This window comes from Flavobacterium sp. MDT1-60, from assembly GCF_014844035.1.
In the GTDB taxonomy this organism is placed as follows: domain Bacteria; phylum Bacteroidota; class Bacteroidia; order Flavobacteriales; family Flavobacteriaceae; genus Flavobacterium.
On the sequence record NZ_CP062159.1, the window covers coordinates 3315942 to 3330122 of the forward strand.

The 14181-nt window shown below is 32.0% G+C and carries 13 protein-coding genes; 3 read left to right on the plus strand and 10 right to left on the minus strand.

Annotation, left to right across the window (positions count from 1 at the left end; all coding sequences use genetic code 11):
• Positions 1 to 238: 238 nt before the first annotated feature.
• On the plus strand, positions 239 to 3451 hold the full coding sequence (ccsA, locus tag IHE43_RS13765; protein ID WP_192184414.1) for a cytochrome c biogenesis protein CcsA: 3213 nt from the start codon (positions 239 to 241) through the stop codon (positions 3449 to 3451).
• A gap of 120 nt (positions 3452 to 3571) precedes the next feature.
• On the opposite strand, the gene arsB is transcribed toward ccsA, so the two are convergent.
• The 8 genes from arsB to IHE43_RS13805 form a co-directional block, all read right to left on the minus strand.
• Positions 3572 to 4633 (minus strand): ACR3 family arsenite efflux transporter, encoded by a 1062-nt coding sequence (gene arsB / locus IHE43_RS13770; RefSeq protein WP_192184415.1) that lies wholly within the window; start codon positions 4631 to 4633, stop codon positions 3572 to 3574.
• 1 nt (position 4634) lies between these two features.
• Positions 4635 to 5264 (minus strand): protein-tyrosine-phosphatase, encoded by a 630-nt coding sequence (locus IHE43_RS13775; protein ID WP_192184416.1) that lies wholly within the window; start codon positions 5262 to 5264, stop codon positions 4635 to 4637.
• A 15-nt stretch (positions 5265 to 5279) separates the two neighbouring features.
• Positions 5280 to 5753, minus strand: a complete 474-nt coding sequence (locus IHE43_RS13780) for a DUF6428 family protein (protein ID WP_192184417.1) — start codon at positions 5751 to 5753, stop codon at positions 5280 to 5282.
• A gap of 18 nt (positions 5754 to 5771) precedes the next feature.
• Positions 5772 to 6104 carry a helix-turn-helix transcriptional regulator gene (locus IHE43_RS13785; protein WP_192184418.1) on the minus strand — a complete coding sequence of 111 codons (333 nt, stop codon included), beginning with the start codon at positions 6102 to 6104 and terminating at the stop codon, positions 5772 to 5774.
• Between the two features lie 536 nt (positions 6105 to 6640).
• Positions 6641 to 6835, minus strand: a complete 195-nt coding sequence (locus tag IHE43_RS24065) for a DUF3667 domain-containing protein (protein ID WP_370526746.1) — start codon at positions 6833 to 6835, stop codon at positions 6641 to 6643.
• A 113-nt stretch (positions 6836 to 6948) separates the two neighbouring features.
• Complete coding sequence (locus IHE43_RS13795; RefSeq protein ID WP_192184420.1) at positions 6949 to 7335, minus strand: DoxX family protein; 387 nt, start codon at positions 7333 to 7335, stop codon at positions 6949 to 6951.
• A gap of 91 nt (positions 7336 to 7426) precedes the next feature.
• Positions 7427 to 8215 carry an anti-sigma factor domain-containing protein gene (locus IHE43_RS13800; RefSeq protein WP_192184421.1) on the minus strand — a complete coding sequence of 263 codons (789 nt, stop codon included), beginning with the start codon at positions 8213 to 8215 and terminating at the stop codon, positions 7427 to 7429.
• Positions 8215 to 8745 (minus strand): RNA polymerase sigma factor, encoded by a 531-nt coding sequence (locus IHE43_RS13805; RefSeq protein WP_192184422.1) that lies wholly within the window; start codon positions 8743 to 8745, stop codon positions 8215 to 8217. The genes IHE43_RS13800 and IHE43_RS13805 overlap by 1 nt, the downstream gene beginning before the upstream one ends.
• Before the next feature lie 922 nt (positions 8746 to 9667).
• Between IHE43_RS13805 and IHE43_RS13810 the strand changes: the two genes are divergently transcribed.
• Positions 9668 to 10252 (plus strand): glutathione peroxidase, encoded by a 585-nt coding sequence (locus tag IHE43_RS13810; RefSeq protein WP_192184423.1) that lies wholly within the window; start codon positions 9668 to 9670, stop codon positions 10250 to 10252.
• Positions 10253 to 10575: 323 nt separating this feature from the next.
• Here IHE43_RS13810 and IHE43_RS13815 read toward each other — a convergent pair whose 3' ends face one another.
• Positions 10576 to 11073 carry a GNAT family N-acetyltransferase gene (locus tag IHE43_RS13815; protein WP_192184424.1) on the minus strand — a complete coding sequence of 166 codons (498 nt, stop codon included), beginning with the start codon at positions 11071 to 11073 and terminating at the stop codon, positions 10576 to 10578.
• 85 nt (positions 11074 to 11158) lie between these two features.
• Positions 11159 to 12298 (minus strand): thioredoxin fold domain-containing protein, encoded by a 1140-nt coding sequence (locus tag IHE43_RS13820; protein ID WP_225585114.1) that lies wholly within the window; start codon positions 12296 to 12298, stop codon positions 11159 to 11161.
• A gap of 208 nt (positions 12299 to 12506) precedes the next feature.
• Between IHE43_RS13820 and menD the strand changes: the two genes are divergently transcribed.
• The gene (menD, locus tag IHE43_RS13825; protein WP_192184426.1) at positions 12507 to 14168 is read left to right on the plus strand and encodes a 2-succinyl-5-enolpyruvyl-6-hydroxy-3-cyclohexene-1-carboxylic-acid synthase; all 1662 of its coding nucleotides are present in this window, start codon (positions 12507 to 12509) and stop codon (positions 14166 to 14168) included.
• Positions 14169 to 14181: the final 13 nt, after the last annotated feature.

Consider the following 14181-nt stretch of genomic DNA (forward strand, 5'->3'; position numbering starts at 1 on the left):
AATGATAGTGAAAAAATAACTCCTTTAAAAAACAAATTAACAATGTAATCGATTACACAAATCTAATAAAAAATATTTACTATCAAAGAAATTATTGAACTCTATTTAATCGGGGTTTGTTAATGAAATTTAAAAATGAGTCTAATCATTTTTGGTTTTTATTAACAAAAGGCAAATATAGGAACTCAACATTTTTAAGTACTTTTGTGGCACTTTTATACAATGTAATTCCTCAGAAATGGATAAAAAAATATTCTCTTTTTTGTTTTCTACACGATTAATGGCCGTTCTTTTTTTAACATTTGCGATCGCAATGGGTATTGGAACTTTTATCGAAAGTAAATACAATACTGATACAGCCAGAATTTTAATTTACAATACCTGGTGGTTTGAGGCTATCATGGTCTTTTTCCTGATCAACTTCTTTGGAAACATCAAACGTTATCAATTATTAAAAAAAGAAAAATGGGCAACCTTATTACTCCATATTGCCTTTATCTTTATTCTTTTAGGAGCTTTTATTACCCGTTATATTAGTTACGAAGGTATGATGCCTATTCGTGAAGGTGCTGCCGAAAATCAAATTTATTCAGATAAAACATTCTTAACTGTTTTTGCAGACGGAGAATACAAAGGCGAAATGAAACGCAGGGTTTTTGAAAAAAGTCTTTTATTTTCGCCTGTTACCAATAATGATTTTACGCTTTCTGGAAAATTCGACGAAACTCCTTTTGAAGTTACTTATGTAAACTATATTATGGGAGCTAAAGAAACAGTTAAACCGGATCCTAAAGGAACATTATACCTAAAATTGGTTGAAGCAGGAGCAGGAGGACGTGAAGAACATTATTTGAAAGAAGGTGAAGTTCAGAATATTCACAATGTTTTATTTGCTTTGAATAAGCAAACTGACGGTGCGATCAATATTACTACAACAGGAGAAAAATATACGATTCAAACGCCATTTGAAGGAGAATTTATGCGAATGGCAGATAAATTAAAAGGAGCTGTTACAAAAGACAATGTGCAGCCTTTAATGATGCGTTCCTTATACAGCATTGGTGATATCAGAATTGTTTTTCCTGACCCAGCTGTTAGAGGAGTTATTGATTATGAATCAGATAATGATTTCAAAGCTAAAAGTCATCATGACGCTTTAATTGTAAAAGTAAAAGCTGATGGTGAAGAGAAGCAAGTGCGTCTTTTAGGTTCGAAAGGATCAGTAGGGGAGCCACAAACGGTTAAAATTGGAAAAATCGAGTACAGTTTATTCTACGGAAGCAAAGCTTATATTTTGCCTTTTAAAGTAAAATTAAACGATTTTATTGCTACTAAATATCCAGGAACAGAGAAAAGTTATTCCGCTTTTGAAAGTAAAGTTACTGTTCAGGATTCTGCTGAAACTTTTGATGCCAGAATTTATATGAATCATGTACTAGACCATAAAGGATATCGTTTTTTTCAATCTTCATTTGATCCGGACGAAAAAGGAACAGTTCTTTCTGTAAACCACGATTTCTGGGGAACTTCGATTACATATTTAGGCTATTTTATGTTATTCTTTGGTTTAATGGCAATCATGTTTACTAAAGGTTCTCGTTTTACAGATATAAAGCGAAAACTTGAAAAAGTAAAAGAGAAAAAACAAAAACTAATTACTATTTTGGTTTTAATGATCAGTTTGAGTGGTTTTGCGCAGGCACCACACGTTCATACGCCAGGTCATGACCACAATCATACAACAGATCCAAATGATCATGCTAATCATGTAACAACACCACCAAGCCAGAAACAATTAGATTCGTTATTGTCAATCTACAAAGCTCCGGAAGCACATGCTGCCAAATTTGGCCGTTTGATCATCCAGGATGCAGGTGGTAGAATGAAACCAATCAATACTTTTTCTTCTGAATTATTGCGAAAGGTAAGTCAAAGTGATACTTATAACGGAATGAATTCTGATCAGGTGTTTTTGTCTATGACACAATATGCTCAGGTTTGGATACAAATTCCGATCATTTATCTAAATACAAAAGATGATAGTATTCGTAAGATCATTGGTGTTGATAGAAAAGCAAAATTAGCTCCGTTTGTAAAGTTTTTTGATGAAAACGGAAATTATAAACTTTCACCATACTTAGATGCAGCCTATAAAGCGGCAAATCCAAATAGTTTTGAAAAAGATTTTATTGAAACGGATAAAAAGGTAAACTTAATGGAATCTGCTTTAAGCGGAAGTATTTTAAGAATTTTCCCGATTCCAAATGATCCAAACAACAAATGGATTTCATATTTAGAAATACAAAATTCTGGTTTAAAAGGAATGGATTCTACGTATGTAAAGCAAATTTTACCCTTGTATTTTAGCGCTTTAAATAACGGATCAATTTCTAAAAATTTTAACACAGCTGATCAATTGGTTGAAAGTATTAACGGATTTCAAAAGAAATTTGGAAGCAAAGTTCGTCCAAGCGAAAAGAAAATTGATCTTGAAATCGCGTACAATAAATACAATATTTTACCTAAAATGTTTTATTGGTATTCGCTTTCGGGAATACTCATGTTGATCTTTACTTTGTTTAGTATTTTCTTTGATAAAAAGTTTTTACGCATTACGGTAAATGGTTTTCATATTTTAATTGGATTAATATTCGCATTTCATACGCTAGCCTTAATTGCCCGATGGTATATTTCGGGTCACGCGCCGTGGAGTAATGCTTACGAGGCAATTGTATATGTGGCGTGGGCAACGATGTTCTTTGGACTGGCTTTTGATAGAAAATCAAAACTTACTGTGGCATCGGCAGCTTTTGTTACGGCGATGATTTTCATGGCAGCAAACGCCAACTGGATTGATCCTGAAATTGCTAATTTGCAGCCTGTTTTGAATTCATATTGGTTAATGATTCACGTTGCAGTCATTGTAGCAAGTTACGGACCTTTTGCATTGGGAATGATTTTAGGTTTTGTTGCCCTGATATTGATTTTCTTTACCAATGAGAAAAACAAAGCCAAAATGGAGTTAAACATCAAAGAAATTACCTATATCAACGAAATGTCCCTTACAATTGGTTTGATCATGTTGACTATTGGCAACTTCTTAGGAGGACAATGGGCTAACGAAAGCTGGGGACGTTACTGGGGATGGGATCCAAAAGAAACCTGGGCTTTGATTTCTATCATGGTTTATGCGTTTGTAATTCATGCACGTTTTGTTCCGTCATTAAGAGGAAAATGGTTTTTCAACTTAATGAGTATGTTTGCTTTTATTTCTATCTTGTTTACCTATTATGGTGTAAATTTCCACTTAGTTGGATTACACTCTTATGCAAGTGGAGAAGCGCATTCATTAAGCTGGATTTGGTATTCACTAGGAACAATTTCTTTAATAGGAATTGTTACATATCCAAAATACAGCAAATATTATAAAAGTAAAAAAGTTAAAAAATAGATAATTATTTTAGAGTAATTATTAATTCATAAAAAAAGGTTCAACGTAATGTTGAACCTTTTTTTATGAATTATTTGAGACAAATTTATTTTGGTTTGATGTAAAATAGATTTTGAATATTTAAGAGAAATATTTTTTTCTAAACCAAAAAGCAACATTTACTAAGGCGATTAAAGCAGGAACTTCTACTAAGGGGCCAATAACTCCAGTAAAGGCCTGACCGCTATTTATTCCAAATACGCCAATTGCAACTGCAATGGCCAGTTCAAAATTATTGCCGGTTGCTGTAAAAGCAATAGCAGCACTTTTTGAATAATCAGCTCCAAAATATTTCCCAATAAAGAAACTTATTACAAACATGACAGCAAAATAAATTACCAACGGAATTGCAATACGTATAACATCCATCGGAATCTGAACAATCAATTCACCTTTCAGGCTAAACATAAGTACAATGGTAAAAAGCAAAGCAATCAAAGTAATAGGAGAGATGATGGGTATGTATTTATTCTGAAACCATTCATCACCCTTTAGTTTTATCAAACCGTAATGGCTAATGATTCCTAAAGCAAAAGGGATTCCTAAATAAATTCCAACACTTTCAGCAATCTGCATAATACTAATATCGATGTCAAAACCATTATAACCAAAATAAGGTGGTAATATGGTGATAAACAGGTAAGCATACAGGCTATAAAGTAAAACCTGAAAAATACTATTTAAAGCAATTAATCCGGCGGCATATTCCCTGTTTCCATCGGCGAGATCATTCCAGACAACAACCATTGCAATACAGCGGGCTAATCCAATTAAAATTAAGCCGATCATATAATCAGGATGTTCCTTTAAAAATAGCAAGGCTAAAATAAACATCAGGATAGGACCTATAATCCAGTTTAAAAATAAAGAAGCTCCTAATACTTTGGTGTTTTTAAAGACACTTCCGATACTCTCGTATTTTACTTTTGCCAATGGTGGGTACATCATTAATATAAGTCCAATAGCAAGTGGAATATTTGTTGTTCCACTTGAGAATGAATTAATAAAATCTCCACTTGAAGGAATAAAATACCCAATTGAAATACCAATTGCCATTGCCATGAAAATCCAAAGAGTCAAAAAACGATCCAGAAAACCAAGTTTTGTACGTTTTATAGTTGGAGCACAATGATTTATTGACATATTATTTTTTTATTTCAGAAAAAACATAAAACATTTCAGTTGCGATTTGCAAGCTTCGTTCCTCGTATTTTTCAGTTTGTTGGGGTGAGTTATCAAAAGCTTTCGGGTCCTCAAAAGTAACAGGAATACGTTTTTCTGCTCCTGCAATAAAAGGGCAGCCGCCATCAGCTTGCGAGCAGGTCATAATAGCCGCAAAACCGCTTTCCGGATTAAAAACATCATCATATGTTTTCGAAAATCCAATAACTGGAGATTCTGTAGGAGCAAATTTTATAGCATAAACCGGATTATTTCCCTCAGAAAGCATTTTAATAGTAAATCCTGATTTTTTCAGGATTTCTGCAACTTTTGGGAATAATGCCGTTGCTTCTGTTCCTCCGGAATAGCAAAAAACATTTTCTACATCAAAATAGTAAGCCGCCGTTTGTGCCCAAACCTGAGATAAATGACTTCTTCTTGAATTATGAGTACAAATTAAATTTAATCTGATTGCAAGATTATCGTTCACTTTTAACTGGATAAAATCAATCAGAGGTTGTAATACTTCTTTTCGTTCTGTTGTAATCTTTTCAAAATCAAATAAAGAAATGATTTTATTTAATTCTGGAAATAAGGTATTTGAATTTGACATTTTTTATGGGATTAATTAGCAACATCCGTTACCAGGTGTGCATGAATTGGCAGTATCAACATTTAATTGCGTAAGTTTAAATTTCGGTTTTTCTGATGGAACCCCACATTGTTCCTGAGCTAAACAAGCTGTCTTTTTATTTAATAACTCAAAATCTTTTCCATTAAAACCTAAATCATATTTTCCGATAGTAGTATCCTGGTATTCAACTTCAATTTCAAAATTGTCTATTTCAAGAACTTTTTCAGAAAGTTCAATAATATGAATTAGTTTTTGTGGTTTTAAACGGTGCTCAAAATCATTGGCATCCCAAAGTTGAAAATTTACAACCGTCTCTTTGCGAACCGTTCCGCCGCAATCAATAAAGTTTTTGGTAACTAAACCTACTTCGGTAACATGAAAGTATTCCGGAACAAAGTTTCCGTTTGGCAATTGAAAATTTACTGTTTCAACAGTAGTTAGCAATTTTTTAATTTCTGAAAGTTTCATAATAATTTGATTTAATGATTAACAACATTCTTTTTTATTTTTCTCAATATGAAGTGTGATGATTTCGAAGAAACCTTTTATTTTTTCAAAACCTGCTTCATTAATGCAATAACAAATGGCGTTTCCGTCAATGTTCCCTTTTATTAATCCGGCATTTTTTAATTCCTTTAAATGCTGAGAAACTGTAGGTTGTGAAAGTGGCAGTTCGTTTACTATATCTCCGCAAATACAGGTATTTACTTTTAGCAAATATTCAATAATAGCAATTCGTGCTGGATGTCCCAATGCTTTTGTTAAAATGGCCAATTCATTTTGGTGATCCGTAAAGTGATCTGATTTAGATGCTCCCATTGTTTTATATTTATATTGCAATATTACGATATGTATTTTAATAAAAAAAAGAAAACAAGGATTTTTTTCTTTTTTTAGAATTCTAACTTACTTTTAATCAGGCATTTTTCCAGTTAATAAAAGAACTATTGCTACAAGCACTATAAAAGTGGTTAAAAATATAATATGACTTAATAGCGTTAAAAAGAATGCTCTGGTTTTCGATATTTTATTAAAAAATTGAATGTTAGTCCAAAATATCAATATAATTCCAATTATATAAGTCATAGTCGAGAACTTCTCAACATGATTTTGCTGCTTAAATATAATAATACAGGAAATGTCAAAATTTGCACCAAGAGTCTTTGTGAAGCTTTGAAAGTATTGAGTACAAAAAATTCGAAAAAATTATAACCTTGTTTCCTGAATACAATAAAAGTTCCGATAGTATAAATTGGTATAGTGGCAATGGTTACCCATGAAAAATGTGTTGCCATCCATTAGTTGTAATCACGCAAATCTATATTGGAGTTGTCTGAATTTACAAATATATTGATTTATAAAAAACCATACAGAGCACCAAGAACAGCAACTAACCATAATGGTTTAAAATGCTTAACACGTTTCCCTTCGATAAATTCTCTAATTGAATGTCCTGGCCTTGTAAACAATTGTTTTAAAGAATAAGGAATTCCTGCATCAAAATGTAATAAGCCATGCTGAATATCATGCCATAAAATATGAGCGTTAATTTTATGTGTTTAAGCCGTTTGTCCACAGTTGTTGCAATAGTGGCCTTTAAAAATCTGATTACAGTTTTTGCAGATTACTTCCATCCCAAATTTTTTTTATTTTTTTACCTGAGTTATTCGATTGTATTTTTCTTAAAACCATCCGGAAACATAATTGCAAATAGTACAACAATTAATAAAAAGTTATATTCAACACCATTTCTTCCTCCGCCAACAACAAACCAGCCTTCCTCAAAATGTACCAGAATAATTCCCATTATTAAAACAAAAATCGTTACAAAACCGGCAAGCTTAATGTATTTATTAAAAACTAAAAGTATTGCCGCAACAACGTGAGATAATTTAATGGTCCACGCCAGAAAAACGCCAAAAGGAGCAAATCCAATCTGGTTCAGATACAAATTTCCAAAGTCATTAATGCCATTATTAAACATTCCGAAAACGGAATGAGTGAGAAGTATTATTGCAACTGCAATTCTTAAAAGTAAAGTTCCGTTCATGATTTTTTTGTTAGTTAGTGGAATTAAAAATAATAAAAAAACGCATATTAAATAAATTAATATGCGTTTTCAATTTACGACAAGTTTACTTTTAAACTCTTCCTAAAGTATACAATTGTGCCATTGTTGGAGTTAAGCTTCCTCCGGCTGGTTCCAATGTAATTCCAAAAGCTTCCGCTTCGTTGGTACGGTCTACAGCAAAGATTTTATTTGAATTTCCTTCAAAGTCGCTCAATAAACCAATACTTGTTGGCGTAAGCACTGGACTTAATTTTAAGGCCCAAACCTGGTAAACCATTCCTTTTGGAGGTTTTGGCAAACCTGCAGCATCAATATAAGTCGTTTTAGTGTCCTTGTTCCAATACACTTTAGCAAATGATGTTGGCGAAACAGCCTGACCACCAAGTGTTACACCGGTATTTTTGATATCTCTAACAATAGTTAAGCTTTTCTCTGTTTCTTTATGTTGTTGGTCTAAGTAAGCAAACTCTCTTTCAATTTTAGTTTTTTCATTGCCAACAGTTGCAATAGCATCTTTGGTTTTTGTCAATTCTAAAGTTTGATATCCAAGTCCTAACAGTAGTAAAACAGCAGCGGCCCAGCCCACATATTGAGACCATTTCGAAGCTGGTTTCATTTCGACTACTTTGCCATGTTTCAGTTCTAAACGCGCTTTTATCTTTTCAAAATTCGCTACCGAATGGAAAGGTGAGAAGCTTGATGATAAAGCTACAATAGCTTTTTCTATAGAAATAATTTCCTGATCTACTTCCGGGCTTTTTTTAGCCATTTCGGCTATTTCTAAATTTTCAGTTTCGGTTAATAAACCATAAACGTATAGTTCTAGAATTCCTGAGTCTATATATTCTTGTGCTTCCATTATATTTTTAAATAATTACGTAAATCGTTAATACAGTTTCTGTTTTGCGTTTTGATAGTTCCCAGTGGCATTGCCAATTCTTCTGAAGCTTCTTGTTGGGTATATCCTTTAAAAAATAACAAATCAATAATTTCGATACATTTTGGTTTCAGTTTTTTGACAAATTCCTGAATCCCAATGGTATCAATTTTATTAAGCAGTTTGTTACTGTCGTCTAACAGATTTACGAAATTATCTGATGAAAGGTTTTTTTGGCTGTTATTAAAATTTTTAGATCTTAATTTATCTATAGAGGTATTTCGGGCAATATTAAGGATCCACGTATAAAATCGCCCTTTGCTTTCATTATATGAATCGATATTTTTCCAGATTTTGACAAAAACTTCCTGCAAAACATCTTCGGATTCTTCCCTGTTTTTTATCAAGACATGGATGACCGAATACAAACTTTTGGAATACATATCATACAAGTGGGTAAAAGCTCTTTCGTCTTTCTTGTAGATCAAAACTAATAATTCTTCTTGACTCATAGATTAAGGTTTTTAAAGTTTAAACAAAATTTATTAAACGATATTATGTTACTTGAGATAAAGATAATTTATTTTTTAATCAAAATGGATTTTTTTTAATAGCCAAATACTTAGTAAAATAAGGGATTTAGAAAAAATGTTGATTTTTTTTCATTTTTTTAAAACCAAAAGCAATCCAATTACGTAAATGCTATTATAACATGAAAATTACTATTCGATAAATAGCAAATTTTAGAAAGATCACTTTTTATTAGTTTATAATTAGCATGTTAGGAGTAAATCAAAAATATTGATTTTAACATTCGTTTAAAGAATTATTTAAAATTAATTGTGATAAAAAAGAATAATACTATGAAAAATCTGAATAAATTAAAAATTTTAATCGTAGCTCTGACTACTGTTTTAGCATTGTCAAATTTGAATAATAAAGATTTTCGAAAAGGAACTGCCAGACTTCATCATTCCGCTTTAAATGCTCCGGTTTTCCATAGGGATTTTATTAAAATTAATACATATAGATTTAATAGTTGATGTCCCCGGACTTCCAAACCGAAAATTATTTGCAAACTGTATTTTCCAAATTAAACGAATTGAAATTTCCTTATACACGCCATTAAAAAAAAGATCAACTGGGAAATATGAATTAGAGTTTAAAATTAATTTTCACTATAACCGGGAGGCATCAACTATAATTTAAACATAAAGGGACTATAAGGTAAGAATCCAGGATAGCGCCAATTTCTTATTTTATAAAATTAAGGGATAATATTAATTCATGGTTTGATTTGTTTGTATGGGGAGAAGCCTAACGAGTGATTAACGTTAGGCTTCGTTTTTTTATTTAACTTATCTTTAATAAAAATAAAGCAATCAAACTCTTTCTGTAAAACAGATTTTAACTAATTTTATAAAAAATTAAACGATGAATAAAATAGCATTTTTAGTTTGTAGTGCAGTCTTTTTAATGGCAGCACAACTTCAGGCTCAAACAAGTATCAATAAATCTAAAACAGAAAAAGTTATGGAAAAACAAACCATCTATCAATTTAAAGTTGAAGATTTATCAGGAAATACTTTTGATTTTGCATCTCTAAAAGGAAAAAAAATCATGATTGTAAACACCGCTTCAAAATGTGGATTAACGCCTCAATACAAAGATCTTGAAGCAGTTTACAAAGAATATAAAGATAAAGGTTTTGTAATTGTTGGTTTTCCGGCAAATAATTTTGCATCTCAGGAACCAGGTACCAATGAAGAAATCCAAACGTTCTGCCAGCAAAATTACGGTGTAACTTTTCCTATGATGGACAAAGTGTCGGTAAAAGGCGATGATATGTGTGAGGTTTATAAATTCTTAACACAAAAATCTAAAAACGGTTTACAGGATTCTGAAGTGGAATGGAACTTCCAAAAATACTTAATCAATGAAAAAGGTGAACTCGTAAAAGTGATCAAACCAAAAACACTAGTTACAGAACCAGAAGTAATCAATTGGATTAAAAGTTAATCCAAATTGATTAAAACCAAAAAATCCACAAATTTGAATGTAAATTCAGGTTTGTGGATTTTTTTTAGGAGCCAATTACTTCATCAGTCGCTATTGCTGGTGTCCTTCCAAACGAAAGTTCACTGAACTCCGATTAAAATAGATGTAAAGTGAAGTAATCTTTTGTGCCGAACCCCGTCACAAAAGGACTTTTCCTCCCATTAGGACTAGGCACTTGTTTTTAAAATAAAAATTGAAATCCGCTTAAATCCGCGTGCCATTTTCAACATATTGTAATTAAAAACCTTAGCGAACTTTGTCTAAAATCCTTGAGAACTTTGCGGTTAAACAAGTATCAACTGCATAAAAACCAAATCAAGCCAGTGATCAAATTTGTAACCCACTTCGCGAATCGTTCCTGTAACTACAAATCCAAACTTTTCATGAAAAGCAATACTACCCGCATTATCGGCATCAATAGCACCAATCATAACATGGTATCCTTGTTCTTTAGCCAATCGAATTAATTCGGTCAATAATTGAGAGCCAATGCCTTTTCCTATTACATGATCCACTACATAAACCGAATGCTCCACTGTATATTGATAACCAATTTTTTCGCGAAACTGTCCATAACTTCCAAAACCGACCACTTCGCCATCTAAATCAGCAACCACAATAGGAAGATTTTTTGCAGTTTTATCTTCAAACCATTTTGTTTGCACATCAAGGGTCTGAATGTCATAATTATAATTTGCCGTCGTGTGCAAAATAGAATAGTTTACAATGTCCAGAATTTTTTCTAAATCATTTACTGTTGCAGGTCTAAGAGTAAGGTTCATGGTTTTAATATTTTTTTTCGCCACGAATTCACGAATTATTTGCTTGCATTTTTAAATAATTTGTGAATTCGTGGCTATTTCTTTTTTATTTAGTGTTCAATTCTGCTAACAATGTATCAACTTCTTTAGTATTCCAGGTCATTTCTGTACAAATGACTTTGGCATCATTAGCATATTGTAAAGCTGATTTTTTGTCTTTAATTTTATTGTAAAGCCTTGCGACGAGCAAATTTCCGTCGTAAGAATCATTTAATTCTAAAGAATGTTTTACCCATAAAATAGATTTTTTTAGGCTTTCTGTATCGTTAATATGTTTCAAATAAGTTTGCCCGATATCTTTCAAAAAACTGGCATCATTCCAAACTAATTTCTGTGTGTTCTCTAGCGTCACTTTTTTATAAAACTGCCATTTTTCGGTTCTTTCAGCCAGAGTCAAATCAAATTTGAAAACCAAAGAATCTGTTTTTTGCAATCGAATAGATTTGGCAACTTCCCTTTTTTTATAGTAATTTACAGTATCTAAATTATCAACTAAAGGGCGAAGCAATTCGGTTACAATACTTTCTGTTTTACGATCTACACGACTCTGCGAAGCCACAGCAGCAAACTCTTTCTGGTGTTTTAAAACGTATTGAAATTCTCTCGAATTAATATCCGTCACGCCATTCGCGATGATTCTCCAATTGGTTTCACTAACCAATTGTGCATCAGATTGTGTTTTTAGATAAATATGCGTTGGAACAGATAAATCCGTTCGGTCTTTTCCCTTTTTTAGAGTATTCAAATAAGTAAAAAACTTGGTAGAATTACTTGGGTCAGAAAGGAATTCTTTCTCTAAATAAGGCAATTGCATTCTTGAATTCAAGGCGTATTTTATTTCTGTCATAAACTCGGCGGTTTTCATTTCGCCTTTCAACACATATAAAAGTGTTTCATTAGAATCTAAAAACAAAAAAGTAGGTAGTGATTTGGTATTGTATTTATTTTTAAGCGCCAATCCTTCTTCTTTCTCGATATTTTTCCAGATGCAAACATAGTTTTCCTTTAAAAAATTCATCACATTTGGATCACTAAAAACTTCTTTTTTCATCTGATTACAATGAGGGCACCATTCGGCATAAAGCATTATAAAAAGTGGTTTTCCTTCTGTTTTTGTGGTTTCTAAAGCTTTTTCATAAGGCGTATCGTCAGGAACAAATTGATTTTGTGACTTTATGGTTTGCATTGAAATACAAAGTAAAAAAAAATAGAGGATACGCATATGAAGTTTATTTTGACAAAAAAAAACGCTATTACAAATATATTTCCTTTTTCTAAAAACAGCCTTAATATCTTCCTAATTTATAAGTAAATCAAGTGTGAAGTTTGTAACTTTGTGATGTCAAAAAAAATCTTCAAGTTTAGATTTTCTTTAAAAGTAATACGCCATAAGAATGATTTACCCCAAAATACCGCTTGCTCAAAGCATTATCGAAATTTGTTTAGCAAAAGGAATTACTAATATTATTATTTCTCCCGGATCAAGAAATGCTCCTCTAACTATTGGTTTTGCACAAAATCCTAACTTTACCTGTTATAGTATTGCAGATGAACGTTGCGCAGCCTTTTTTGCCCTAGGAATTGCACAGCAAACTAAAAAACCTACAGCAATTGTTTGCACTTCAGGTTCTGCGTTATTGAATTATTATCCGGCTGTAGCCGAAGCCTTTTACAGTCAGATTCCATTGATTATAATTTCTGCAGATCGTCCTCAAAGTAAGATAGACATTGGTGACGGACAAACAATTCGTCAGGAAAATGTTTTTCAGAATCATTCGGTTTTTAATGCCAATTTAACAGAAGAAACTTCTGAAGTAAATGATTTAAAAATCAACAAAGCCATAGAAACAGCGATTCTTCAAAAAGGTCCGGTTCATATTAATGCACCTTTTGAAGAACCTTTATACGAGACTGTTTCAGCACTTTCTGTTCAACCAAAAATCACAAATTCAGAAGAAATCCTCGGAACAAAAACTATTGAAAATATATCTGATTTTGTTTCAATCTGGAATTCATCCAAACGTAAACTAATCCTTGTTGGTGTTAATGAAGCTAATGTTATAGAGGAGGAAATTATAGAAAATTTCGCAAAAGATCCGTCTGTTGTAGTGCTGACAGAAACGACTTCAAACCTACATCATCCTGATTTTATTAATAGTATCGATACTTTAATTACGCCGTTTGATGATGTTGATTTTAAAGAGCTTAATCCAGATGTTTTAATAACTTTTGGTGGTATGATTGTATCTAAACGTATAAAAGGATTCTTACGCAAACACAAACCAAAAGAGCATTGGCATATTGACACTTTACGGGCTTACGATACATTTAATGCTTTAACACAGCATTTTGTAATGCAGCCAAATGACTTCTTTACCGATTTGTTTTCAAAAACAACTTATACAAAAAGTAGTTATGCTGAAAAAATTGGTAAAATTTACAATTTTCGTAAAATCAGAAGAAATGAATATCTGAAAAAAATCCCCTTTTCGGATTTTAAGGTTTTCGAAAAAGTCATTGAATCATTGCCTATAAACAGTCAGTTGCAAATTAGTAATAGTTCAGCTATACGTTATGCACAATTAATTCATATCGATCCTTCTATAGAAGTTTTTTGCAATAGAGGAACCAGCGGAATTGACGGCAGTACATCTACAGCAATAGGTGCTGCTGTAGGAAGTCAAAAGCAAAATGTCTTCATTACAGGAGATATTAGTTTCTTGTACGACAGCAATGCTTTATGGAATTCGTTTATCCCAAAAAACTTCAAAATTATTTTGATCAATAATGGAGGAGGAGGAATTTTCAGAATCTTACCAGGTCATGAGGAAAAACCTGTTTTCAATACGTATTTTGAAACTTCACATCATTTAACAGCGGAGCATTTGGCTAAAATGTATCAGTTTGATTATTTGACAGCTTCTGATACGGAATCGTTAGAAACTAGAATTGACAATTTATATTCGCAAAATGACAAACCAGTTATTCTGGAAATTTTTACACCAACTGTAGTAAATGATGTTATTCTAAAACAATATTTTAAAGAGCTGGTTTAAACTAGTATAAAAG

Excerpts from the sequence above, each read along its gene's own strand:
- ccsA (WP_192184414.1), top strand. The coding sequence starts at position 239 with ATGGATAAAAAAATATTCTCTTTTTTGTTTTCTACACGATTAATGGCC.
- arsB (WP_192184415.1), bottom strand. The coding sequence starts at position 4,633 with ATGTCAATAAATCATTGTGCTCCAACTATAAAACGTACAAAACTTGGT.
- IHE43_RS13775 (WP_192184416.1), bottom strand. The coding sequence starts at position 5,264 with ATGTCAAATTCAAATACCTTATTTCCAGAATTAAATAAAATCATTTCT.
- IHE43_RS13780 (WP_192184417.1), bottom strand. The coding sequence starts at position 5,753 with ATGAAACTTTCAGAAATTAAAAAATTGCTAACTACTGTTGAAACAGTA.
- IHE43_RS13785 (WP_192184418.1), bottom strand. The coding sequence starts at position 6,104 with ATGGGAGCATCTAAATCAGATCACTTTACGGATCACCAAAATGAATTG.
- IHE43_RS13795 (WP_192184420.1), bottom strand. The coding sequence starts at position 7,335 with ATGAACGGAACTTTACTTTTAAGAATTGCAGTTGCAATAATACTTCTC.
- IHE43_RS13800 (WP_192184421.1), bottom strand. The coding sequence starts at position 8,215 with ATGGAAGCACAAGAATATATAGACTCAGGAATTCTAGAACTATACGTT.
- IHE43_RS13805 (WP_192184422.1), bottom strand. The coding sequence starts at position 8,745 with ATGAGTCAAGAAGAATTATTAGTTTTGATCTACAAGAAAGACGAAAGA.
- IHE43_RS13810 (WP_192184423.1), top strand. The coding sequence starts at position 9,668 with ATGAATAAAATAGCATTTTTAGTTTGTAGTGCAGTCTTTTTAATGGCA.
- IHE43_RS13815 (WP_192184424.1), bottom strand. The coding sequence starts at position 11,073 with ATGAACCTTACTCTTAGACCTGCAACAGTAAATGATTTAGAAAAAATT.
- IHE43_RS13820 (WP_225585114.1), bottom strand. The coding sequence starts at position 12,298 with ATGCAAACCATAAAGTCACAAAATCAATTTGTTCCTGACGATACGCCT.
- menD (WP_192184426.1), top strand. The coding sequence starts at position 12,507 with ATGATTTACCCCAAAATACCGCTTGCTCAAAGCATTATCGAAATTTGT.